Annotated in this window: 22 protein-coding genes and 2 riboswitches; of the genes, 4 read left to right on the forward strand and 18 right to left on the reverse strand. The window is 69.3% G+C overall.

Annotated features, from left to right (window positions below; genetic code table 11):
* The first annotated feature begins 52 nt into the window (after positions 1-52).
* A complete protein-coding gene (locus ACEYYA_RS08130) occupies positions 53-1,255 on the forward strand; it encodes a GTP-binding protein (RefSeq protein ID WP_374799583.1) in 1,203 nt (400 codons plus the stop codon).
* Here the strand turns inward: ACEYYA_RS08130 and cobF are convergent.
* The 6 genes from cobF to cbiE all read right to left on the reverse strand — a co-directional run bounded on the left by cobF (position 1,252) and on the right by cbiE (position 6,130).
* Positions 1,252-2,010: a precorrin-6A synthase (deacetylating) gene (gene cobF, locus ACEYYA_RS08135; protein ID WP_374799446.1), complete on the reverse strand. Its 759-nt coding sequence runs from the start codon at positions 2,008-2,010 to the stop codon at positions 1,252-1,254. The genes ACEYYA_RS08130 and cobF overlap by 4 nt on opposite strands.
* 50 nt (positions 2,011-2,060) lie before the next feature.
* Complete coding sequence (locus ACEYYA_RS08140) at positions 2,061-2,738, reverse strand: energy-coupling factor ABC transporter permease (RefSeq protein ID WP_374799448.1); 678 nt, start codon at positions 2,736-2,738, stop codon at positions 2,061-2,063.
* Positions 2,739-2,769: 31 nt separating this feature from the next.
* A riboswitch (cobalamin riboswitch) is annotated at positions 2,770-2,986 on the reverse strand.
* Between the two features lie 17 nt (positions 2,987-3,003).
* Positions 3,004-3,771, reverse strand: a complete 768-nt coding sequence (cobA, locus tag ACEYYA_RS08145) for a uroporphyrinogen-III C-methyltransferase (RefSeq protein WP_374799450.1) — start codon at positions 3,769-3,771, stop codon at positions 3,004-3,006.
* Between the two features lie 18 nt (positions 3,772-3,789).
* The gene (gene cobM / locus ACEYYA_RS08150) at positions 3,790-4,572 is read right to left on the reverse strand and encodes a precorrin-4 C(11)-methyltransferase (RefSeq protein ID WP_374799452.1); all 783 of its coding nucleotides are present in this window, start codon (positions 4,570-4,572) and stop codon (positions 3,790-3,792) included.
* The gene (locus ACEYYA_RS08155) at positions 4,569-4,961 is read right to left on the reverse strand and encodes a cobalamin biosynthesis protein (protein ID WP_374799454.1); all 393 of its coding nucleotides are present in this window, start codon (positions 4,959-4,961) and stop codon (positions 4,569-4,571) included. Before ACEYYA_RS08155 ends, cobM begins: the two co-directional genes overlap by 4 nt.
* A complete protein-coding gene (gene cbiE / locus ACEYYA_RS08160; protein ID WP_374799456.1) occupies positions 4,943-6,130 on the reverse strand; it encodes a precorrin-6y C5,15-methyltransferase (decarboxylating) subunit CbiE in 1,188 nt (395 codons plus the stop codon). Before cbiE ends, ACEYYA_RS08155 begins: the two co-directional genes overlap by 19 nt.
* Here cbiE and ACEYYA_RS08165 point away from each other — a divergent pair.
* Entirely contained in the window at positions 6,129-6,890 is a 762-nt protein-coding gene (locus ACEYYA_RS08165) for a cobalt-precorrin-6A reductase (RefSeq protein ID WP_374799458.1), read from the forward strand. The two genes, cbiE and ACEYYA_RS08165, sit on opposite strands and share 2 nt — an antisense overlap.
* Here the strand turns inward: ACEYYA_RS08165 and cobJ are convergent.
* From cobJ to ACEYYA_RS08220, 11 genes are all read right to left on the reverse strand, one after another.
* Positions 6,857-7,603 carry a precorrin-3B C(17)-methyltransferase gene (gene cobJ / locus ACEYYA_RS08170; protein ID WP_374799460.1) on the reverse strand — a complete coding sequence of 249 codons (747 nt, stop codon included), beginning with the start codon at positions 7,601-7,603 and terminating at the stop codon, positions 6,857-6,859. The two genes, ACEYYA_RS08165 and cobJ, sit on opposite strands and share 34 nt — an antisense overlap.
* The gene (locus ACEYYA_RS08175) at positions 7,600-8,337 is read right to left on the reverse strand and encodes a precorrin-2 C(20)-methyltransferase (RefSeq protein ID WP_374799462.1); all 738 of its coding nucleotides are present in this window, start codon (positions 8,335-8,337) and stop codon (positions 7,600-7,602) included. Before ACEYYA_RS08175 ends, cobJ begins: the two co-directional genes overlap by 4 nt.
* A gap of 2 nt (positions 8,338-8,339) precedes the next feature.
* Positions 8,340-8,969, reverse strand: a complete 630-nt coding sequence (locus ACEYYA_RS08180) for a precorrin-8X methylmutase (protein ID WP_374799464.1) — start codon at positions 8,967-8,969, stop codon at positions 8,340-8,342.
* A 4-nt stretch (positions 8,970-8,973) separates the two neighbouring features.
* Positions 8,974-10,125, reverse strand: a complete 1,152-nt coding sequence (gene cobG, locus ACEYYA_RS08185; RefSeq protein WP_374799466.1) for a precorrin-3B synthase — start codon at positions 10,123-10,125, stop codon at positions 8,974-8,976.
* Positions 10,122-13,355 (reverse strand): cobaltochelatase subunit CobN, encoded by a 3,234-nt coding sequence (cobN, locus tag ACEYYA_RS08190; protein WP_374799468.1) that lies wholly within the window; start codon positions 13,353-13,355, stop codon positions 10,122-10,124. Before cobN ends, cobG begins: the two co-directional genes overlap by 4 nt.
* A gap of 7 nt (positions 13,356-13,362) precedes the next feature.
* On the reverse strand, positions 13,363-14,397 hold the full coding sequence (gene cobW, locus ACEYYA_RS08195; RefSeq protein WP_374799470.1) for a cobalamin biosynthesis protein CobW: 1,035 nt from the start codon (positions 14,395-14,397) through the stop codon (positions 13,363-13,365).
* 3 nt (positions 14,398-14,400) lie between these two features.
* Positions 14,401-14,787: a DUF1636 family protein gene (locus ACEYYA_RS08200; RefSeq protein WP_374799472.1), complete on the reverse strand. Its 387-nt coding sequence runs from the start codon at positions 14,785-14,787 to the stop codon at positions 14,401-14,403.
* A 97-nt stretch (positions 14,788-14,884) separates the two neighbouring features.
* A riboswitch (cobalamin riboswitch) is annotated at positions 14,885-15,090 on the reverse strand.
* Positions 15,091-15,160: 70 nt separating this feature from the next.
* A complete protein-coding gene (locus ACEYYA_RS08205) occupies positions 15,161-16,249 on the reverse strand; it encodes an ABC transporter ATP-binding protein (protein WP_374799474.1) in 1,089 nt (362 codons plus the stop codon).
* A gap of 4 nt (positions 16,250-16,253) precedes the next feature.
* On the reverse strand, positions 16,254-17,144 hold the full coding sequence (locus ACEYYA_RS08210) for a carbohydrate ABC transporter permease (RefSeq protein ID WP_374799476.1): 891 nt from the start codon (positions 17,142-17,144) through the stop codon (positions 16,254-16,256).
* Positions 17,137-18,051 (reverse strand): carbohydrate ABC transporter permease, encoded by a 915-nt coding sequence (locus ACEYYA_RS08215; protein WP_374799478.1) that lies wholly within the window; start codon positions 18,049-18,051, stop codon positions 17,137-17,139. The genes ACEYYA_RS08210 and ACEYYA_RS08215 overlap by 8 nt, the downstream gene beginning before the upstream one ends.
* Positions 18,052-18,121: 70 nt before the next feature.
* Positions 18,122-19,363 (reverse strand): ABC transporter substrate-binding protein, encoded by a 1,242-nt coding sequence (locus tag ACEYYA_RS08220; protein WP_374799480.1) that lies wholly within the window; start codon positions 19,361-19,363, stop codon positions 18,122-18,124.
* Between the two features lie 208 nt (positions 19,364-19,571).
* Between ACEYYA_RS08220 and ACEYYA_RS08225 the strand changes: the two genes are divergently transcribed.
* Together ACEYYA_RS08225 and ACEYYA_RS08230 are read left to right on the forward strand one after the other, a co-directional pair.
* Complete coding sequence (locus ACEYYA_RS08225; protein WP_374799482.1) at positions 19,572-20,300, forward strand: response regulator; 729 nt, start codon at positions 19,572-19,574, stop codon at positions 20,298-20,300.
* A 10-nt stretch (positions 20,301-20,310) separates the two neighbouring features.
* On the forward strand, positions 20,311-21,801 hold the full coding sequence (locus ACEYYA_RS08230; RefSeq protein WP_374799484.1) for a sensor histidine kinase: 1,491 nt from the start codon (positions 20,311-20,313) through the stop codon (positions 21,799-21,801).
* Here ACEYYA_RS08230 and ACEYYA_RS08235 read toward each other — a convergent pair.
* A complete protein-coding gene (locus ACEYYA_RS08235) occupies positions 21,786-22,643 on the reverse strand; it encodes an ureidoglycolate lyase (RefSeq protein WP_374799585.1) in 858 nt (285 codons plus the stop codon). The two genes, ACEYYA_RS08230 and ACEYYA_RS08235, sit on opposite strands and share 16 nt — an antisense overlap.
* Between the last annotated feature and the right edge of the window lie 7 nt (positions 22,644-22,650).

Here is a 22,650-nt window from a genome sequence, read left to right on the forward strand (position 1 = left end):
TGCCCGCACCGCCGTGTCGCGCTAGATAAACGTAATATTATAACATTACGTGATGGCCGCCATGCAGACCGATCCCCGCCTTCCTGTCACCGTCCTGTCGGGCTTTCTGGGTGCAGGCAAGACGACATTGTTGAACCATGTCCTGAACAATCGCGCGGGGCGGCGGGTCGCCGTCATCGTCAATGACATGTCCGAGGTGAACATCGACGCCGACCTGATCCGCGAGGGCAGCGAACTGTCGCGGTCGCAGGAAAAGCTGGTCGAGATGACGAACGGCTGCATCTGCTGCACGCTGCGCGACGATCTTCTGGTGCAGGTCCGGCACCTGGCCGAGGAAGGCCGCTTTGATTACCTGCTGATCGAATCGACCGGGGTGGCCGAACCGCTACCGGTCGCCGCGACCTTCGATTTCCGCGACGATCAGGGCCGCAGCCTGTCGGATGTGGCGCGGCTGGACACGATGGTCACCGTCGTCGATGCCGTCAACCTGCCCACCGATTTCGCCAGCCACGACCTGCTGGGGGATCGTGGCGAAAGTCTGGGCGATCAGGACGACCGCCATCTGGTGCATCTGCTGACCGACCAGATCGAGTTCGCCGATGTTATCGTTCTGAACAAGATCAGCGACGCCAGCCCCGCGGCGCGCGATGGCGCGCGCAAGATCATCCGGTCGCTGAACCCCGATGCGCGGCTGATCGAAACCGACCGCGCAATGGTCGATGCCGATGCCATCCTGAACACCGGGCTGTTCGATTTCGACACCGCCCACGAACACCCGATGTGGGCGAAAGAACTTTATGGCTTTGCCAACCACACGCCCGAGACCGAGGAATATGGCATTTCATCCTTTGTCTATCACGCCCGCGCGCCGTTTCATCCGGCCCGCGTGCATCAGGTGCTGAACAGCGATCTGCCCGGCGTGATCCGCGCCAAGGGCCATTTCTGGATCGCCACCCGCCCCGATTGGGTGGCCGAGTTCAGCCTGGCCGGGGCGCTGTCCCAGATCGCGCCCCTAGGCCGCTGGTGGGCCAGCGTCCCGCCCGAGCGGCTGCCGCCCCACCCCGACGCGCAGGCCGAGATCGCGCGCAACTGGGCCGAGCCATGGGGCGACCGCCGTCAGGAAATCGTGTTCATCGGTGCGGGCATGGACCGCGCGGCGATCTGCGCGGCGCTGAATGGGGCGCTGATGGATGCGGATGATTTCACGCCGGACGACTGGCGCGGCCTGCCGGACCCCTTCCCCGCCTGGGGCTAGGGGGCGCGGCGTTCCAGCAGATAGATGTCCATGACCCAGCCCAGCCGATCCCGCAACGCGGCGCGGGCCGCGCGGATGTCGTCGATCACCTGCGGCAGCGGCCCGGCGATCAGCACCTGTTCGGCCATGCCGACGCAGCCGCCCCACCAGACATGCAGCCGGTCGGCCTCGGGCAGCCCCGCCATCGCCAGATCGCCGTCCAGCATCACCACCACGCGGTCGGCCCCCTCGGGCCAGCCGTGGTCGCGCAGCCGCCGCCCCGTGGTGATAACCACCGGCGCGCCCAGCCCGTTCAGCGGGATCGCATGGCCCGCCGTCAGCGCCTGCATCGAGGTGATGCCCGGCACCACCGTCAGCCGCGGCGCCGGGTCCAGCCGCGCCGCGATGCGCAAGGTACTGTCGTAAAGCGAGGGATCACCCCAGACCAGCAGCGCGACATCGGCCACGCCGGGATGGCGCGCAATCGCCTGTTGCCAGCAGACAGCGATGGCATCGTGCCAGTCATCGACCGCGCGCAGATAATCGCCGGTCGCCGCGCGACGCGGCATGTCGAAGGTCTGGATGATCGTGTCAGGCCGCGTCAGGTGCTGATCCAGCATCCCCTGCCGCAAAGCCGCCAGCGCCGACTTTTCATCACCTTTCAGCGGGATCAGGATCAGGTCAGCGCGGTTGATCGCCTTGATCGCCTGAAGCGTCAGATGGTCGGGATCACCGCTGCCGATGCCGATCAGCGCAAGGTCCAGCGGCTTGGTCATGGCGATCCCCGATGGGCCGGGGGCGGCGCGCGCCCCCGGAGCTGTAGCGTTCAACCCGCGTCATACAGGCGCGGCGTCACCAGACCCGAGCCACGCAGGCCGTTCAGCGCCTTGGCACCAGCCAGCACGGCCAGATCGGCGATCGGCTCGATCAGGACGACCAGCATGTAGGCCGCGCCAAAGCTGGCGATGCCCGCCAGGTTCTCGGCGCCAAAGCCATGGCCGTAGATCGCCCAGAAGGCCACCCACAGCACGACCCCGCCCTGATAGGCGGTCGACAGTTTCAGCGCCTGCACATAGGTCAGGTCGACATAGGCGGTGCCCGGCGCGATGATGCGGCGCACCAGCGCGTGAATGGCAAACAGCGGGACCAGCAGCGTGGTCACGTTCATACCGAATTGCGGCAGGTCGCTGGGTGCAAAGAACACGCCCTGGATCAGCAGCCCAAGCACCAGCCCGATGGCCGCCGGGGCGGTTCCAAGGATCAGCAGCAGCGTCGATCCAAGGATGAAATGCACCTCGGACACGCCGACCGAAAAGTGCGGCAGCACCTCGAAGAAGATAAAGACGGCGATGGTGGCGATCAGGCTGCGCACCGCAAGCGAGGCGAACCCGCTGGCGCGAATGGTGTTCAGCGACTCGCGGATCGCATAGATGACAGCGGCGCTGCCCGTGGCGGCCCCAAGGGCCATCTTGACGCCAGTGACGACGCCGGGTTCGATATGCATGTTTCCCTCCATCCGTCACACCCGACGGCATCAGCTACGTTGACGCAGGGCCGGTCTCCTGGCTTGCGGCTCTGCGCACCCTCGCCTTCCCATCCCGAAGGGACAGTGGCATCCGAGGGCCGCTAACCGCTGACAGTCGCGGGGGCGGCTCGGTCCGGGGGCGCCGCGATTTGGTCCGCCCCTTGCCGATTCCCGTTTCAGTCCCGACGCTTTGCGCCTGATGGGACACCTTGCCCGGCCATTTGGACTGCCGCTGGCCAACCGGTCAAGGGGTGTCGTCGGGGCCGCCACCGTGCGGGCGATGCTGCCCGCCCTCATCGGCCAGCGAACCATACAGGATCAGGCCGGGATGCTGCCCCGCCGGGCCGTCTGCCAGATGCACCACCAGACCGGCCAGCGTGCTGCGGGTCAGCCTTTGCTCGGGGTGGCCCACGGCCTCGGCCAACAGGGCGGGGGTGGTCGCGGGCAGGCCATGCGCCACCAGCCCGTCGACCAAGGCCGCGAAACTGCGCTGCCCCATATAGACGGCGGTTGTGGCGCGCGGATCGGCCAAGGCGGCCCAGTTCAGATCCTCGGGCAGCGTGCCGCGCACATCGGCGCCGGTCACGAACTGCACCCGCCGCGCCGTCAGCCGCCGGGTCAGCGGAATCCCCGCCGCCGCCGCCGCCGCCGTGGCCGAGGTGACGCCGGGCACGATCTCATAGCCGATGCCCGCAGCCTCCAGCGCGACGAGTTCCTCCTCCAATCGGCCAAACAGGCTGCAATCCCCGGATTTCAGCCGCACCACCCGCGCCCCGGCAGCGGCGTGATCGACCAGCAGCCGGTTCACATGATCCTGCTTGGCCGAGGGGCGACCGGCGCGTTTGCCGACCCCGATCAGATCGGCGCCGGGCCGGGCATGGGCCAGGATCGGGCCGGATGACAGATCGTCAAACAGCACCACATCTGCCGCCGCCAGCCGCGCCACCGCCTTCAGGGTCAGCAGTTCAGGGTCGCCCGGACCCGAGGAGACAAAGGAAACAAAGCCGCTCATGCCGCCACCGTTACCGCCTTAGGCGCTGCCGGGAAAGCGCGGATCGGTGCCGCGCGGCCGGAAACGCCGATCATAGTCATCCGCATAAAGCCGACTGTCGTCAAAGCCCTCGGCCGCCAGGGCCGGGCCGACCAGAATCAGTGCGGTGCGGTCGGGATCGGGGCCGACCGTCGCCACGATGTCGTCCAGCCGCCCCCGGATGATCCGCTGATCGGGCCAGGTTGCGCGCCAGACCACGGCGATCGGGCAATCGGGGCCGTAATGCGGGGTCAGATCGGCCACCACCCGGTCCAGCAGGTGAATCGACAGATGGATCGCCAGCGTCGCCCCGGTGGCGGCAAAGGCCGCCAGCCGCTCGCCTTCTGGCATGGCCGAGGCGCGGCCCGGCGTGCGCGTCAGCACCACCGATTGCGCCAGGCCGGGCAGCGTCAGTTCGGCCCCAAGCGCGGCGGCGGCGGCGGCGAATGACGGCACGCCGGGCGTTACGTCATAGGGGATGCCCAGATCGCGCAGGCGGCGCAACTGTTCGCCCATCGCCGACCAGACCGACAGATCGCCCGAATGCAGCCGCGCCACATCCTGCCCCTGCGCATGGGCGGCGGCGATTTCGGCGATGATGTCGTCAAGGCTCATCGGGGCGGTGTTCACGATCCGCGCGCCGGGCGGGCAGTGATCCAGCAGCGCGGCGGGCACCAGGCTGCCGGCATACAGGCAGACCGGGCAGGCGGCGATCAGATCGCGCCCGCGCAGGGTAATCAGATCGGCCGCGCCCGGCCCTGCCCCGATAAAGTGAACCGTCATTCTGTCGTTCCTTCCGATGTCGCGGCCAAGGCGGCAACCGCCATGCCATTGTCGCTGATCTGGCGGCCCGCGATCAGCCGCGCGCCGGGGCCTGCGGCGGACAGCGCGGCGGCCTCGGCCAGTGATCCGGTGCCAAAGCGGGCGCGCACCCGGTCGCTGTCTGTGGGCGTGGCGATGCCATCCACCGGCACGGCGCGCAAGGGCAGACCCAGCCGCGCGGCCAGACCCGTCAGCGCCGTCGCCCCCGCCTTGTCCGGCGCAGTCGCCAGCAGGTCGGGCGACGCGCCCCCTGCCGCCGCCACCGCCGCCGCAAGGGCCTGCGCCAGATCATCGACGCTGGCCGCGCCGCGAAAGCCAAAGCCGGCCGCGATCACAGCACCACCGCCCATTGCACGACGCCGCGCGCATGGGTCCAGCCGCGCATCCGGCCCAGCGGCCCGGCCTCGGCCAGATCAACGCGCATCAGCCGCCCGCCCCGCCGCGCGTGCAGGTCAGTCACCAGCACCTGCGTTTCCAGCGTCACCGCATTGGCCACCAGCCTTGTGCCGGGCGGCAGCGCCAGCAGCCGGTCAAACAGCGCCGCGTCACCGCCACCGCCGACGAACACCGCCTGCGGCGCGGGCAGGCTGTCCAGCAGCGCGGCATGATCGCCCGGATGCAGCGTCAGCCGGTCATCGACGCCAAAGGCCTGCGCATTGGCGCGGATATGGGCCTGCCGGGCGGGGTCACGCTCCACCGCCTCGGCCCGGCCACCCGCCAGGCACCACTCGACCGAGACCGAGCCGGAGCCCGCCCCCAGATCCCACAGCCGTTCCCCCGCGCGCGGCGCCAGCGCCGCCAGCGTCAGCGCGCGCATCGGGGCCTTGGTGATCTGGCCGTCGGTGGCAAACAGATCATCGGCCAGGCCGGGGCTGCGCGGCAGGCCCGCGCCGGGGTGATCGGCCCGCGCCTCGATCGCCAGGGCAAGCGGCGCGATCAGGCCGGTGGGCAGCGGGTCGGTTGCGGTCAGCGTCACGATGCGTTCATCCGCACCGCCCATGGCCTGACACAGATGCAGGATCGACCGGCCAAAGCCCGCGCCTTGCAGCCAGCCCGCCAGCGGCGCCACGGCATCCGGCCCGGCGATCAGCACAAGGATCCGCGCGCCCTCGGCCAGATGCGGGCGCAGCCGGGGCAAAGGCGCGGCGTGCAGGCCCAGACAGGTCACCGCCTCAAGCCGCCAACCCAGCCGCGCCGCCATCCAGCCAAAGGTCGAGGGCGCGGGATGGGCGACCCACTCCCCCGCCGCCAGATGCCGCGCCAGACTGCCGCCCGCGCCGAACCAGAACGGATCGCCCGAGGCCAGCACGACCACCCTTTGCCCGCGCGCCGCCAGAACCGGGGCCACGTCAAAAGGCACCGGCCAGGGCCGCCCGCGATCCCCCGCGCCGACCAGCGCCAGATGCCGCGGCCCGCCAAAGATCACCTGCGCGTCGGCCAAGGCGGCGCGGCTTGCATCGGGCAGCCCCGCCAGTCCATCTTCGCCCAGACCGATCAGCACCAACCAGGGGTCAGCCATGACACGCATCCTTCTGCTGGGCGGCACGACCGAGGCCAGCCGTCTGGCCGCCCGTCTGGCGGATGCCGGGATCGCGGCGGTGTTTTCCTATGCCGGTCGCACCGCCGCGCCGCTGGCCCAGCCCCTGCCGCTGCGGATCGGAGGCTTTGGCGGTGTGGCGGGGCTGGCGGCTTACCTGCGGGACAACGCGATCACCCATGTGATCGACGCGACCCATCCCTTTGCCGCGCAGATCAGCGCGAATGCCGTCGAGGCCTGCGCCGCCACCGGCACGGCCCTGATCGCATATGAGCGTCCGCCCTGGCAGCCCGGTCCCGGCGACAATTGGCACTGCGTTGCCAATATCCCGGCGGCCCTCGCGGCGCTGCCCGAAAGCGGCGCGCGGGTGTTTCTGGCGATCGGTCGGCAAAACCTGGATGCCTTTGCCGGGCGGCCCGGCAATCACTATGTGCTGCGGCTGGTGGATCCGCCCGATGGCCCCCTGCCCCTGCCCGACGCGCAAGCGCTGATCGCGCGCGGCCCGTTCGACATCGCAGGCGACCGGGCGCTGATGAAGGTGCACCGCATCACCCATGTCGTCGCCAAGAACGCAGGCGGCAGCAGCGCGCGGGCCAAGCTGATTGCCGCGCGCGATCTTCACCTGCCGGTGATCCTGATCGACCGGCCCGTGATCCCGCCGCGCCCGGTCGCGGAAACGGCGGATCAGGTGATGGACTGGATCGCCGATCATGCGCCGCCATCCGCCCGGCGCGGCGAATAAAGCCAGCGCCCGACCTGCCGCGCGCCCGCATTCGGCAGGATGACGACGGTGCGCATATCGGCCATTTCGGGCCGGGCCTGCCCAAGGGGAACCGTCAGGATCGCCTCATCGGGGGTGGTGACGGCGCGGGCAAAGCTGATCGGGCGGTCGGGGCCGCAGAGTTCTGTCAGCAGCGCCAGCGCCCGTTCAAAGCCCTGCGGGCGGCTGGCCGACCGGGGGTTGTAAAACGCCATGGCGAAGTCGGCCTGAACCGCCAACCGCAGTCGCTGTTCGATCAGCGCCCAGGGCTTGAGGTTGTCCGACAGGTTGATGGCGCAGAAATCATGCCCCAAAGGCGCGCCGATCCGCGCGGCGGCGGCCAGCATGGCGGTGATGCCCGGAAGGATGCGGATGTCGGGCACGGGGTCAGGATCAGCCTCCAGCGCCTCGAACAGGGCGGCGGCCATGGCAAAGACCCCCGGATCCCCGGATGAGACGATAACCACCCGATGCCCGGCCCGCGCCAGCCGCAGCGCATGGGCGGCGCGGTCGATCTCCACCCGGTTGTCGCTGGCGTGCAGGGTCAGGCCGGGGCGCGGCGCAACGCGGGCGACATAGGGGATATAGCCGATCACATCGGTGGCCTGATCCAGCGCCGCCGTCACCTCCGGCGTGATCAGCGCGGCGTCACCCGGCCCCAGACCGGCAACGGCAATCCAGCCGGCGGCGGTCATTCGGCGGCCTCGCGTTCGGGGCGGCGGCCCTGGCCGTGGACCAGCACGATGGCGAAATAGGGGCAGATATCGTCATCGGCATCGGCCAGCCGGGTGATCCGCTGGTTCGGCATGGTGCCGGATTCGACCAGCCAGGCCTGATCCAGCCGCCCCGCCGCCGCCAAGGCGCGGCGCACGCGCGGCAGGTTGCGGCCGGTTTTCATGACGACCAGCGCATCGGCAGCCTGCATGTGGCGGGTCAGGTCGGCCTCGGGCAGGGTGCCCATCAACACGGTCAGCACGTCATCGCCCCAGGTGATCGGCTGGCCGGTGGCCGTCCAGCAGCCGGTCATGCCGGTGATGCCGGGGATCACCTCGACCTGCGCGCGGCCCAGAAGGCGCGTGTACAGGTGCATGAACGAGCCATAGAAAAAGGGATCGCCCTCGCATAGAACCACAACATCTTGCGTGCGGGCCAGATCGGCCAGCCGCGCCGCCCAGTCGTCATAGAAATCCGCCAGCAGGCGACGGTATTCGGGGCTGTCAAAGGGGATCTCGGTCGTGACCGGATATTCCATCGCATATTCAACGACATCGGCCCCCAGCATGTCGGCCACGATGCGCCGGGCCTGACCCTGACGGCCCTTCTTGCGGAAATAGGCGATGTGGCGGGCCGCGCGGATCGCGCGGTCGGATTTCACCGACATCAGGTCGGGATCGCCGGGGCCAAGGCCCGCGCAGATGATGCGTCCCATGGTCATTCCTTCCGGCTGGCGAGCGCGTTGATCGCCGCCACGGTGACCGCCGATCCGCCCAGCCTGCCCAGCACCGCCATCGCGGGCACTGGCGGCGCAGCCATCAGCGCATCCTTCGACTCGGCGGCGCCGACAAAGCCGACCGGGCAGCCGATGATCGCGGCGGGGCGCGGGCAGGCGGGGTCTTCCAGCATGTTCAGCAGGTGGAACAGCGCGGTCGGCGCATTGCCGATGGCCACCACGGCCCCGGCCAGATGCGGGCGCCACAGTTCCAGCGCGGCGGCGCTGCGGGTGTTGGCCATCTGCGCGGCCAGATCCGGCACGGCGGGGTCGTGCAGCGTGCAGATCACCGGGTTGTCGGCGGGCAGGCGGGCGCGGGTAACGCCCTCGCTGACCATGCGGGCGTCGCACAGGATCGGCGCGCCACCCTTCAGCGCGGCGCGGGCGATGGTGGCCATGCCGGGGCTGAAGCGGACATCGCGTTCCAGCCCGACCAGACCGGCGGCATGGATCATGCGCACCACGACCGGTTCTTCATCGGGGTCGAAACGGGCCAGGTCGGCCTCGGCCCGGATGATGGAAAACGACTGGCGGTAGATTGTGGCACCGTCGGTGACATAACTGTGGGGCATCGGTCTACTTCGACAAAAGCGCGGGTTGCGCGATCAGTTGGGCGGCACTCAGCCGGGTGTGGGGCGCATCGGCGGCGGTGCCGTCGCGGATCAGGTCATGGCCGGTGGCGGTGGCGGTCAGGGTCAGATCGGCCGCGCCGGGATGGGCACAGCCCTTGGCACAGCCCGAGACATGCAGCAAGCGCCCCGGCGGAACATGGCCCGCCAGATCGCGCGCCAGATCGCGGGTCGGGCCAAGCGCCTGAACGCAGCCGGGCGCGCCGGTGCAGGCCACGACGCGCAGGATCGGGTCGTCCGCATCGGTCACCAGCCCCGGCAGGTCGGGCAGGCGCGCGGCCCCCTCGACCAGCAGCATCCGCCAGGGGGTAAGGCGCAGCGGCCCCAGATCGGCCAGCGCCGCCAGCGTCGCCGCCTGCATCTGGCCAAAGGCCAGCGCCACCAGCGCGCCGGCATCGGTCAGGCCGGGGCGCGCGGCAAAGTCATCGGCCTGCACCGGCAGGGCAGCGCGATAGGCATCGGGCAGCACCGCGCCGCGCCGGATCAGCGCCGCCATTCGCCCGCGCCCGCCGCTGATCCCGCCCGAGGCCGCGAACCAGCGCGCCAATTCGATCACCGCATCTACCGCCTGATCGAGCGCGACGGCGGCCCCCGTCGCCGCGCCATCGGCGCGCACGATCAGCCCCGCGCCCGCGCGTTCCACGCGAATATCGGCTGCGGCGGCCCGCAGCACCGGGGTCGGGCCGATGTCGATGGCATGGCCGAACTTGCCCGGCAGATCCGGCACGCCCGGCCCGGTCAACGCCAGCGCCAGCGCCTCTGCCAGATCGGTGGTGCCATCACCCGGCTGCCAGAACGGCGTGACCAGAATGTTGCGCATCGCCTCGGCCTGCGGGGTGGCGTCCAGCAGGTTCAGCGCCGCCAGCCCCTCGATCACCGCCGGATGGCTGGCTGGGGTCACGCCGCGCATTTGCAGATTGGCGCGCGCCGACAGGTCGATCAGCCCGTTGCCGAACCGCGCCGCCAGATCGGCAATGCCACGCGCCTGATCGGGCGTCAGCCGCCCGGCGCGCGCGCGCACCCGCACCACCAGCCCATCGCCCGAGGCCATGGGCCGCAGCGCACCGGGGCACCAGCCCTGAATAATGGGTCCGCTCATCGCCCCCCCTCCAAGGTCGCGGCGATCGAGTTGCGCCGCGTCACCCACAGGCCCGCGTCATGCAAGGCCTGAAACCGCGCCTGCATCGCCGCCAGCGCCTGCGGATTTTCCCGTTCCAGAAAGGCCACGACCTCATCCCGGCCCAGCGTCGCCTGATGATACAGGTCGAAAAGATGCGCGGGCACTGCGCGGGTCAGATGCGCAAAGGCGGCCAGATTGTCCAGTGTCGCCGCGATTTCCGCGCCGCCGCGAAAGCCGTGGCGCATCATTCCGGCGGCCCAGCCGGGATCGGCGGCGCGGGCGCGCACGACGCGGCCCAGCTCCTCGGACAGCAGGCGCGCGCGGGGCGCATCGGGGCGGGTGGCGTCCAGATGATACAGCGCCGGCGCCCCCTGCCCCAGCGCCGCGCGGGCCGCCGCCACGCCGCCCTCATGCGCGGCATAATCGGGGGCCAGCAGCAGATCGGTTTCCAGCAGATCCTGCACATGGGCAAAGGCATCGGCCTGCCGCAGCCGATCCTCCAGCGCGGCGCGGGCGGGGGCGATGTCGCCCTGCGCGTCGATCGCCCAGCTTGAGGCCGCAAGCCAGGCCTCACCCGCCGCCTGCCGGGCGGCGTCGGAATAATCGCCCAGCGCATCGCCCATGCCCATGCCGTAAAGGCCGGGGCGCGGGCCGAACACGCGCGGCGATCGCGTCAGATAGGGGTTGTCCTCGGGCGCCTCATCCCGTTCGGCCAGCGCGGCGGCCCCGGACTGGAACAGTTGCGCCAGCCCAGGAAAGATGTCGCGGAACAGGCCGGACACGCGCAGGGTCACGTCGATCCGGGGACGACCCAGCACCGCCAGCGGCAGGATCTCGAACCCCGAGACGCGCTCGGCCCCCTCATCCCAGCGCGGCTGAAGGCCCGCCAGATGCAGCGCCATCGCCACTTCCTCGCCCGCGGTGCGCATGGTGGCCGATCCCCACAGGTCGATCACCAGCCCACGCGGCCAGTCGCCCTGATCCTGAAGATGGCGGCGCAGCAGTTCCTCGGCCAGCTTGACGCCCTGGGCATGGGCGGCCCGGCTGGGAACGGCGCGCGGGTCGACGGCGTAAAGGTTGCGCCCGGTCGGCAGCACATCCGCCCGCCCCCGCCAGGGCGAGCCCGCAGGCCCCGCCGCCACCCGGCGACCGGCCAGCGCATCGGCCAGCCCGCTGGCCTCACCCGCGGCGGCGCCATAGATGTGCAGCCCGTCGCCATACTGGCTTTCCTTGATGTCGCAGACGAAGCGGTCGATGCGGGTGATCGCCTCGGCGGCCGAGGCACCGGGCGGCAGGCCAAGGTCATCCTCGACCCCAGCCGCCTGCGCCTCATCCCGGATCGCGGCGATCAGCCGGTCACGGCGGGCGGGGTCCAGCCCGTCGGCGGTGGAATATTCGTCCAGCAGCCGTTCCAGCCGCGACAGCGCGGGCGGCAGGCTGGTCTGCGCCAAGGGCGGCGGCAGATGGCCCAGCGTCACCGCGCCGATGCGCCGCTTGGCCTGCGCGGCCTCGCCCGGATCGTTGACGATGAAGGGATAGATCACCGGCAGCGCGCCGATCAGCGCCTCGGGCCAGCAGGTATCGGACAAAGCGACCGACTTGCCCGGCAGCCATTCCAGCGTGCCATGCGCGCCCATGTGGATCAGCGCGTGCAGGCCCTGCGCGCGCAGCCACAGGTAGAAGGCGACATAGCCATGGCGCGGGGTGCGCGACAGGTCATGGTAATCGTCATCGCGACTGTCCACCTCGCCGCGTTCGGGTTGCAGCGCGATCAACACGCCGCCCGCCCGCAGCGCGGCAAAGTGGAACGCCCCGTCACGGCAAGCCGGATCATCGTCGGGCGCGCCCCAGGCGGCGGTCAGGTCGTCGCGCAAGGCCTGCGGCAGCGTGGCCAGCGCGGCCAGGTAATCGGCAAGCGGCCAGGCCAGGCTTTCGCGCGTCAGCCGCTGGCCAAGGGTGGCGGCCAGATCGGGCGGTTCGCTGCCATCGCCCGCCTGCGCCACCACCTGCGCGGCAGAGGCCAGCGCATCCAGCCCGACCGCATGGGCCAGTTGGTCGGGACGGCCCGGATAGGTCGACAGCACCAGCGCCAGATCGGGGCGTTCGGCCTGCGCCAGCCGGTGCCAGGCCGCCACCCGGTCCGCCACCGCCGCGATGCGCCCCGCATCGGGGCGATGCGCAAAGCGGGAAAATTGCAGGTCCGGGTCACGCTGGCCCGGCGATTTGAAGGAAATCACCCCGGCCATGATGCGGCCGTCCACCTCGGGCAGGACGACATGCATGGCCAGATCGGCGGGCGACAGGCCGCGCGCCGAGCCCGCCCAGTCGCGCCGCCGCGCGGTGGACAGCGCAACCTGAAACACCGGGCAGCCCGGCCCATCCAGGGGTGAGGTTCCCGCCGCATCCTTGCCGGAAAAGGCGGTGGCGTTGACGATGGCCGCCGGGGCCAGATCCGCCAGCGCGCACGCAATGAAATCGGCCGCGCCGGGCGCCTTCAGCGAGGGCGCGAAGATCGCCACCGGGGCAAAGCCGCGATCCGCCAGCGCCGCGATCAGCGCGTCGATAGGCGCGGTATCGCCCGCCGTCAGATAGCTGCGGTAAAAGGTGACGGCCACCACCGGGCGGCCCGGCGCAGCCGGGGGCTGGCCCACCACCCCCGCGCCGGGGGCGTAAAAGCCGCAATCGGGCATCGCCTTGTCGCCCGGCACCGGCCCCGCATAAAGCCCCGCGGCCAGCGCCAGTTGCGCCAGCGCCGCCTGCGCCGCCACCGCGCCGCCCGCGTCACACAAGGCCGCCAGCCGGTCCATCACCGATCCGGGCAGGGTCGAGGCCGCCCGCAGCGCCGGATCGGGCCGCCCATCGGCCGGCAGCACCGCCAGCGCGATCCCCTGCCTGCGGCACAGGTCACGGACCGAGGCGAGGCCATAAGCCCAATAGCTTTCCCCGCCGATCAGACGGATCAGGATGCCCTTGGCCCCCGACAGGGTGCGTTCGACATAGGTATCGACCGACAAGGGATGGCGCAAAGCCACCAGGTTGCACAGCCGCAGGCTGGGCAGGCTGCCCTGCCCGCGCCGCCATCCTGCCGCGAAAGCGCCCAGATCGCTGTCGGAAAACGACAGCACCACCAGATCGGCGGGGTCTTGGCCCGGATCATAGGGGGTGTCGCTTTCCTCAAGCCCATGGCTTTCGCGGAAGATGACGTGCATGGCGGGCTCAGGCCCCCAGCGTGGCGCGGATCGCGCCCTCGTCGATGTCGTGGTGTTCGGCGATCACCACCAGCTTGCCCTGCCGCGGGCTGCTGCCCCAAGGCCGGTCGAACTGATGGCGCACCCGCGCGCCGACCGCCTGCACCAGCAGCCGCATCGGCTTGCCCGCCACCGCGACATGGCCCTTGACCCGCAGGATATTTTGATCGCGCGCCAGCGTCTGAATGGCCGCGACCAGCGCCTCGGGGTCGGAGATTTCGGGCATGTCGATGACAACGCTGTCGAAATCGTCATGTTCGTGATCGTCGGCGCCGTCATGGTGGCTGGGCCGCGCGGCCAAGTCATCCTCGGCCGCCGCGTTCAGCCCCAGGATCACGCGCGGATCGACCGCGCCATCGGTCACCGGCAGGATCGGCAGCTTGCGCGGGGCCTCGGCCTCGATGGCGGCGCGGGCGGCGGCAAGGCCGGCCTCACCGGCCAGATCGGCCTTGGTCAGCAAGACCAGATCGGCGCAGGCGATCTGATCCTCGAACACCTCGCCGAGGGGGGTGTCGTGATCCAGCCCCTCATCGGCCAGCCTTTGCGCCTGCACGGCATCGACATCGGGGGCAAAGCGCCCCGCCGCCACCGCCTCGGCATCGGCCAAAGCGATCACGCCATCGACGGTGATGCGCGACCGGATCGCGGGCCAGTCGAAGGCCTTCAGCAGGGGTTTCGGCAGCGCCAGGCCCGAGGTCTCGATCAGGATGTGGTCGGGGCGCGGGCTGCGCGCCATCAGCGCCTCGATCGTCGGGATGAAGTCATCGGCAACGGTGCAGCAGATGCAGCCGTTGGCCAGTTCGACGATATTGTCGATGGGGCAATTCTCATCCGCGCAGGATTTCAGAATGTCGCCATCGACGCCGACGGTCCCGAACTCATTCACCAGCACCGCCAGGCGGCGGCCACCGGGGTTCTGCATCAGATGCCGGATCAGCGTGGTCTTGCCCGAGCCAAGAAAGCCGGTGATGACGGTGACGGGGATTTTGGAAAGATCGGTCATAGTTCAGCCTTCGATGGGGGGAATGCGGGCAAGGCTTTGCTTGCGGAAGATGGTGGGGCGGGTGCGCCAGGGGACGATGCCGTCGGGGCTGGCGGCATAGGCGGTGGCGCCCTCGGCGATGGCGGGGGCGTCGGCCTCGGTCAGGCGGCCATAGACATAGGACCACTTGCCGGGTGCCGACAGCGCGACGGCACAGCCCTGGTCGCAGGCCGACAGGCATTCGACCGGGCGGATGGTGACGCCGGGCATAGCCGGGCCATCGGCCAGCGCCGCCAGCAGCCGCGCGCCGGGCACCGGCTCGCCCTCGACGACGGGCTGGGCGGCGCGGCAGGTCACGCAGACCATCAGCACCGCGCTGTCACTGTCTTGGGTGGCGGGGTTGCCGTCCATCGTCCGTCCTTGCCTTGGGGGCCTGGGGGCGCGCCGCGCGACAGGGCCGGGGCGCGGGTCGCACCGGCATCCGTCGGCTGCGGCACACCCCGTCCGCCCGTTTCGTCCGGCGCTGGCAGGTCTCCCGGCTTGCGGATTCGGGGCTGGCCCCATGGCCGCCCGCCTTCCCATCCCGCGGGGGACAGTGGCCTTGGGCGACCTTTCCGGTCACGGTCGCGGGGGCGGCTGCGTCAGGCCGGACCCGGCCCACGGCATTCCCTTTTGGCCCACCCGAAAGCAGGCACCAGCGCAAGGCTCAGGTCGCGCGAACGGGCAGGCGAAGTCAAGGTGAAAAGGGCGGCAGCTTGCCCCGCCGCCCCTTGCGTCCCCGCCGTCAGGGGTTCAGCCGCTGACCCGAAGCCGGATCGAAGAAGCTGGCCTTGGACAGGTCCAGCGCGACCGGCAGCACCTGCCCCGGACGCGCACTGGTTTCGGCATGCAGCCGCGCCGTCACCTCTTTGCCGCCCAGACGGGTCATGACGAAGGTGTCGGCCCCGGCCGGTTCGACGATATCGACCAGGCATTCGGCATGATGCACGCCCGCGCCGCTGCGATAGCCCTGTTCGGCGATATCCTCGGGGCGCAGGCCCAGGATCACGTCGCCGGGCAGGCTTGCCCCCACGGGCGCAGGCAGCACGATGGGCGCGGCGCCGTCGCGGTCGATCTCGATCTGGGTGCCACGGGCGCGCGCCGGGATCAGGTTCATCGCCGGGCTGCCCATGAAGTCGGCCACGAACAGGTTCGCCGGGCGGGTATAGATTTCCGCCGGGGTGCCCATCTGCTGAATGATACCACCCTTCATCACCACGATCTTGGTGGCCAGCGTCATCGCCTCGATCTGGTCATGGGTGACATAGACCATGCTGGCGCCAAGGTTCTGGTGCAGCTTCTTGATCTCGGTCCGCATCTCGACCCGCAGCTTGGCGTCCAGGTTCGACAGCGGTTCGTCGAACAGGAACAGCTTGGGGTCGCGCACCAGCGCGCGGCCCATGGCGACGCGCTGCCGCTGGCCGCCCGAGAGCTGGCCGGGGCGGCGGTTCAACAGGTGGTCGATCTGCAACTGCGCCGCCACGCGGGCCAGCTTGGCATCCTGTTCAGCCTGCGGCACGCCGCGCACCTTCATGCCGAAGGTGATGTTCTTGGCCACGCTCATGGTCGGGTAAAGCGCATAGGACTGGAACACCATGGCGATGTCGCGATCCTTGGGGCTGACATGGGTCATGTCCTGCCCGCCGATCTGGATCGTGCCGCCGCTGATCGGCTCCAGCCCGGCGATGCAGTTCAGCAGCGTGGACTTGCCGCAGCCGGACGGGCCGACCAGCACCAGAAAGTCGCCGGGCTGGATCGAGATGTTGATGTCCTTCAGGATCTCAACGCTGCCGTAGTTCTTGTAGAGGTTCCGAATATCCAGAATGGGGGCCATGGCTTCAGCCTTTCACCGATCCGGCGGTCAGACCGCGGATGAAATATTTACCAGCAAGGACATAGACTAGCAGCGTCGGCAGCGCGGCGATGATCGCGGCGGCCATGTCGACGTTGTATTCCTTGACCCCGGTGGTCGAGTTGACGATGTTGTTCAGCGCAACCGTGACCGGCTGCGATCCGGCGGACGAGAACGAGACCCCGAACAGGAAATCGTTCCAGACCTGGGTGAACTGCCAGATCACCGTGACGGTGATGATCGGCAGCGACAAGGGCAGGAAGATCGACCAGAAGATGCGGAAGAACCCGGCGCCATCGACCTTGGCCGCCTTCACCAGTTCCGCCGGAATGGTGACGTAGTAGTTGCGGAAGAATAGCGTGGTAAAGCCGATCCCGTAGATCGTATGCACGAAGATCAGCCCCGGGATCGTCCCCGCCAGACCCAGCAGGCCCAGCATCCGCGCCATCGGCAGCAGCACCACCTGAAACGGGATGAAGCAGCCGAACAGCATCAGCGCGAAGATCAGGTTGGCGCCGCGGAACCGCCACTGGGCGATGACATAGCCGTTCATCGCGCCGATCAGCGTCGACAGCAGCACCGCCGGAATCGCCATCACGACCGAGTTCCAGAAATAGGGGCGCAGGCCTTCGCATTGCAGGCCGGTGCAGGCCCCCGACCAGGCCTTGCCCCAGGCGTCGAACGTCACCTCACGCGGGAGGGCGACAAGGCTGCCGGTGCGGATTTCCTCAAGGGATTTCAGCGATGTCGTGACCATCACGAACAAGGGCAGCAGGTAATACAGCACGAACAGAAACAGCACCGCATACAGGCCCCAGCGCAGCAGCAGCCGGCCGATCGGGCGCGATTCGCGGGCAATGGCGACGGTATCAGTCATGTTTGCCCCGCAGTTCGGAATACAGATAGGGAACGACGATGGTGAACACGATTATCAGCATGATCATCGCCGAGGCCGCCGCCTGCCCCACATCGCCGCGCGAAAACGCCATCGCATACATGTAGGTCGCGGGCAGGTCGGTCGCATAGCCGGGACCACCCGCCGTCAGCGCCATCACCAGGTCGAAACTTTTGATCGCCAGGTGCGACAGCACGATGAAGGCCGACATGAAGATCGGCGCCATCGACGGAATGATGATCGCCGAATAGATGCGCCAGTTCGGGATGCCATCGACCTGCGCGGCCTTGATGATCTCTCCGTCCACCGACCGCAGCCCGGCCAGGAACAGCGCCATCACAAAGCCCGACGCCTGCCAGACCCCGGCGATGACGATGGTGTAGATCGCCATGTCGGGGTTCACCAGCCAGTCGAAAGTGAAGTTCGGAAAGCCCCAGCCCTTGATCGTCGCCTCAAGCCCCAGACCGGGGTTCAGGATCCATTTCCAGGCCGTCCCGGTGACGATCATCGACAGCGCCATCGGGTAAAGATAGATCGTGCGGATCACGCCCTCGGTGCGGATGCGCTGATCCAGAAAGATCGCCAGCATCAACCCCAGCACCATCGAGATGATGATGAAGAGCAGGCCAAAGATCGCCAGGTTGGTCAGCGCCGTATCCCAACGCGGGGTGGAAAACAGCCGCTCATACTGGATGGTGCCTGCGAAATCATAGTTCGGCATCAGCCGAGACCGGGTGAAGGACACCCAGGCCGTCCAGGCGATGAAGCCATAGACGAACAGCAGCACCGCCGCAAAGGATGGGGCGATGACGATCTTGGGGATGTGGGTCTCGAACCAGCCGGTGCGCTTGCCGGATGGATCGACCACGCCCGCGGGCCGGTCGGTCATGACACTGATCCTGTTACAAGGTCGGGGAAAAGGGGCCTGCCCCGGCGCCGGGCCGGGGCAGGCGCGCGCCTTAGCGCGAGTTGGCAACCGCCGCGACCAGTTGGTCGACGGCCTCTTGCGAGGTCATCTCGCTGTTGAAATGCGCGGTCACGACATCGGTGATCGCGCCCGCCTGCGCACCGCGCAGCGCCATGCCATGCGCATAGCTGGGCAGCAGCGAACCGCCGTCGGCACTGGCCTTCATCTCGGTCGAGGACAGCTTGGCACAATCGTCGAACTCATCCAGGGCCACATCGCTGCGGGCCGGGATCGAACCCTTGTTCAGGTTGAAGGTCTTCTGGAAGGACGGGCCCATGATCAGCTCGGCCAGCAGATCCTGACCGGCTTTCTTGTCCTCGCCTTCGACGTTGAACATGGCAAAGCTGTCGACGTTGTACAGATAGCCGTCGCCGGGGGTCGAGGCGCACAGGAAGTCCTTGCCCGGCACCTTGCCCGCCGCCAGGAACTCGCCCTTGGCCCAGTCGCCCATGATCTGAAAACCGGCTTCGCCGTTCATTACCATGGCGGTCGCCAGGTTCCAGTCGCGGCCCGAGAAGTTCGGGTCGACATAGCCGCGCAGCTTGCGCATCTGGTCGAACACCTTGATCATGGTGTCGGATTTCAGCGCCTCTTCGTCCAGATCGACCAGCGCCTTCTGGAAGAACTCGGGGCCGCCCAGGCCCAGAACGACGGTTTCAAAGACGGTGGCGTCCTGCCAGTTCTGGCCGCCATGGGCCAGCGGCGTGATGCCCGCGGCCTTCAGCTTGTCGGCGGCGGCGTTGAACTCATCCCAGGTGGTCGGCATTTCGATGCCGTTCTTGGCCAGCACATCGGCATTGGCCCAGATCCAGTCAACGCGGTGGACGTTCACCGGCACGGCGCACCATTTGTCTTCACATTTCATGTGGTTGGCAATGGCGGCGGGCAGCAGGTCAGCCCATTTTTCCTTGTCGGCAACCGGGCTGATGTCAGCCAGAACGCCCTCCTCATACCATTCCTGAATGGCCGGGCCTTTCAGTTGCACGGCGGTCGGCGCGTTGCCGGCCAGCACGCGGGCGCGCAGCGCGGTCATCGCCGCATCGCCACCGCCGCCAGCCACCGGCATGTCGGTCCAGGTACCGCCCTTGGCCGCGAACTCTTCCTTCAGCACGGCGGCCGATTTCGCCTCACCGCCCGAGGTCCACCAATGCAGAACTTCGGCCTGCGGCTCGGCCAGCGCCGGAACGGCCAGCAGGGCCAGCGCGGTCGAGGCCGCGAACATCATACGCTTCATCGTCATCCTCCCAGATGGGCCGCGCCGGTCGCTTTGGCGCAGCGGTGCATAAGCTAACATCGGTCGGCCACCCGCTTTCAACAGCCTTGTGCGCGGCACATGGCGGCCATGCCCAGAATATGCGCCTTTCTGTTACGCTTTGTTACGATGCCCGGCCTTGACCCCGCGTCCCCCGCCGCTTCACAAGGAACCAAAGGGGCACCGGGGCATGAGCATCACCCATATTCTTGTCGTCGATGACGACGCCGACATGCGCGACATGCTGGTGCAATACCTGCGCCAGAACGGCTTTTTCGCCCAAGGCTCCGCCACCGGCGCGCAGATCGACGCGGCACTGGCGCAGGGGCGGGTCGATCTGATCCTGCTGGATGTGATGCTGGCGGATGAAAACGGGCTGGCGATCTGCCGCCGCCTGCGCGACGACCACGACCTGCCGATCATCATGATCTCGGCGCTGTCGGCCGATCCGCAGCGGATGGCGGGCTATGCGGTCGGGGCCGATGACTACATCACCAAGCCTTTCAACCCCGATCTGCTGCTGGCGCGGGTGCGGGCGGTGCTGCGGCGGGCGCGGCGCACGCCCTCGCTGGCCTATCGCCGTCAGACCGCCAGCTTTGGCTTTGCCGGCTGGCGGCTGGATGGCAAGACCGCCGAGGTGACCGCCCCCGGCGGCTATCAGGTCACCCTGTCGCGGCGCGAACTGGGGCTTTTGAAGGTGCTGCTGGCCAATCCGCATGTGCCGCTGACCCGCGATGAAATCGCACATGCGCTGGACATGACGGGGGATGAGGCCGACGCATCGGGGCGGGCCATCGACGTGCTGGTGGGGCGGCTCAGGTCCAAGATCGAACGCAACCCGAAAGACCCGCATCTTTTGCGCACCGAACGCGGGGTTGGCTATGTGCTGGCCACCGATGTTCAGCGGCTGGACGAATGAGGCCGCAAAGGTGAGGTTGCGCAGCCTGGCAACGCTGTGGGTGCTGGCGGCCTTTGGTCTGGGGCTGGCCCTGGGCGTGATCTGGCTGGGCACGCGGTTGGCCTGGGACCGGCACATGACCGCCGCCCGGCTGGCGGGGGCGGCGCTTTATGGCGGGCTGGCGCATGGCACGCCTGCGCCGCAGGGGCTGGCCGTGCAGGCGCTGTCGGGTGCCGATGCAGGCCTGGCCGATGCGGGGGATTTCGCGCGGCTGTCCTTTGCGCCGAACCCGGTGTTCGTCACCTTTCTGACGGTGCGCGGCGCGCCGCAAAGCGGGCTGGATCAGGCGCCGAACCTGCGCCCCGATGGCCCCGGCCTGCCGCCGCCCTTCCCTTTGGCGATCCTGTCGCCGCGGCTGGCCTATCCGGTCGCGCGGCTGCCCAGCCCGCCCGGCCAGACCGGCCCGGACAAGCTGGGCGAGGTGCTGGCGATGGTCGCGGGCCTGTGCAGCGATGCCACGCTGGTCGGGCGCGATGCGGGCGGCCAGTGGCACCGGATCGACGGGCCGCAGGTCTGGTCCTGCGCCGCCCAGCCACGCGACCCCCGGCTGATCGCGGCCATCGCCGCCGCCTTGGTGCTGGCGGCGCTGTTGGGGCGGATCGCGACGATCAGCGGGCGCTTTGCCAGCCTGGCCGCCAGCCTGCGCGACCGCGCCTGGCTGGGCGGGCCGGACCGGGTGGCCGTCGATGGCCCGGCCGAACTGCGTGAGCTGGCGCAGATCGTCAACGCCCATCTGGCGGATGAACGCGCGCAACTGGCGCGGCGCGCGGAAATCCTGTCGGGCATCAGCCACGACCTTGGCACCCCCGCCACCCGGCTGCGGCTGCGCGCGGCGCTGATCGGTGATCCGGCGCTGCGCGACCGGTTCGACCGCGATCTGGACGAAATCTCGGGGATGATCGCCGCGATGCTGGCCTATTCCCGCGCCGAGATCGAGACCGAGCCGCCCCGCGCCCTGTCGCTGACCGCCCTGATCGAGGCCGTCGCCGCCGATTATCAGGACACCGGCCAGCCCGTCGCCCTGGGGGCGGCGCCCGCGCTGCGGCTGGATGACAGCGGTTCGGTCTTTGCCCCGGCGCGCGGCGGAACCCGGATGCGCGGTGATACGCTGCCGGTGCTGGTGACGGGCCGCCCCCTGGCGCTGCGCCGCGCCGCGACCAACCTGATCGACAATGCGCTGAAATACGGGCGGCGGGCGACGGTCTGGATCGAGGCGGACTCGACCCAGGCCAGCATCTGCGTGCAGGACGAAGGCGGCGACCTGACGCCCGAGGCTTTGGCCGATCTGTCGGCGCGCTATGCGCGCGGCGGCAATGCGGGCAGCCAGCCGGGCAGCGGTCTGGGCCTGGCCATCGTCGCCACCATCGCCGCCCAGCACGGCGGCGCGCTGTCCTTTGACAGCAACAGCACCGGGATGCTGGCGCGGATGACGATCCGGCGCGGGCGTCAACCGCTGGGCTGATCCACCACGCGCTGCACCTGCTCGCCCAGGCCCTGCACGCCCAGCCGCATCACCTGACCGGCGCGCAGGAACACCGGCGGACGCTGGCCCAGCCCGACGCCGGGCGGGGTGCCGGTGGTGATCACGTCGCCCGGTTGCAGCGACATGCAGCGCGACAGATAGGCGATGATCTGCGCCACGCCAAAGATCATCGTGGCGGTGCTGCCCTGTTGGCGGATCTGGCCGTCGACCGACAGCCACAGCCCCAATTGGCCCACATCGCCCGCCTGATCGGGCGTCACCAGCCAGGGACCGATGGGGCCGAAGGTGTCGAAGCCCTTGCCCTTGTCCCAGCTTCCGCCGCGCTCCATCTGCCATTCGCGTTCGCTGATGTCATTGACCACGCAATAGCCCGCGACGTGATCCAGCGCCGCCTGCTCGGGGATCGCGCGGCCCATCGTCGGGGCGCCGATGACCACGCCCAGCTCCACCTCCCAGTCGGTTTTCACCGATCCGGGCGGAAGGCGGATGTCGTCATTCGGCCCGCAGATCGAACTGGTCCATTTCGCGAAAACCACGGGTTCCGACGGGATTGCCGCGCCGGTCTCGGCGGCGTGGTCGGCATAGTTCAGGCCGATGCCGATGAACTTGCCGACGCGGCCCACGCATGGCCCGATGCGCGGATCGCCCGGCACCAGCGGTAGGCTGTCCGGGTCCAGCGCTGCCAGCCGCGCCAGACTGTCGGGCCGCAGCGCATCGCCCGCCAGATCGTCGATCTGCCCGGACAGATCGCGGATGCGGCCATCCGCATCCAGCATCCCCGGTCGTTCCTGCCCCACCGGGCCAAAGCGCAACAGCCGCATCCCATCC

The organism is Paracoccus zhouxuedongae (assembly GCF_041927815.1).
GTDB lineage: Bacteria > Pseudomonadota > Alphaproteobacteria > Rhodobacterales > Rhodobacteraceae > Paracoccus.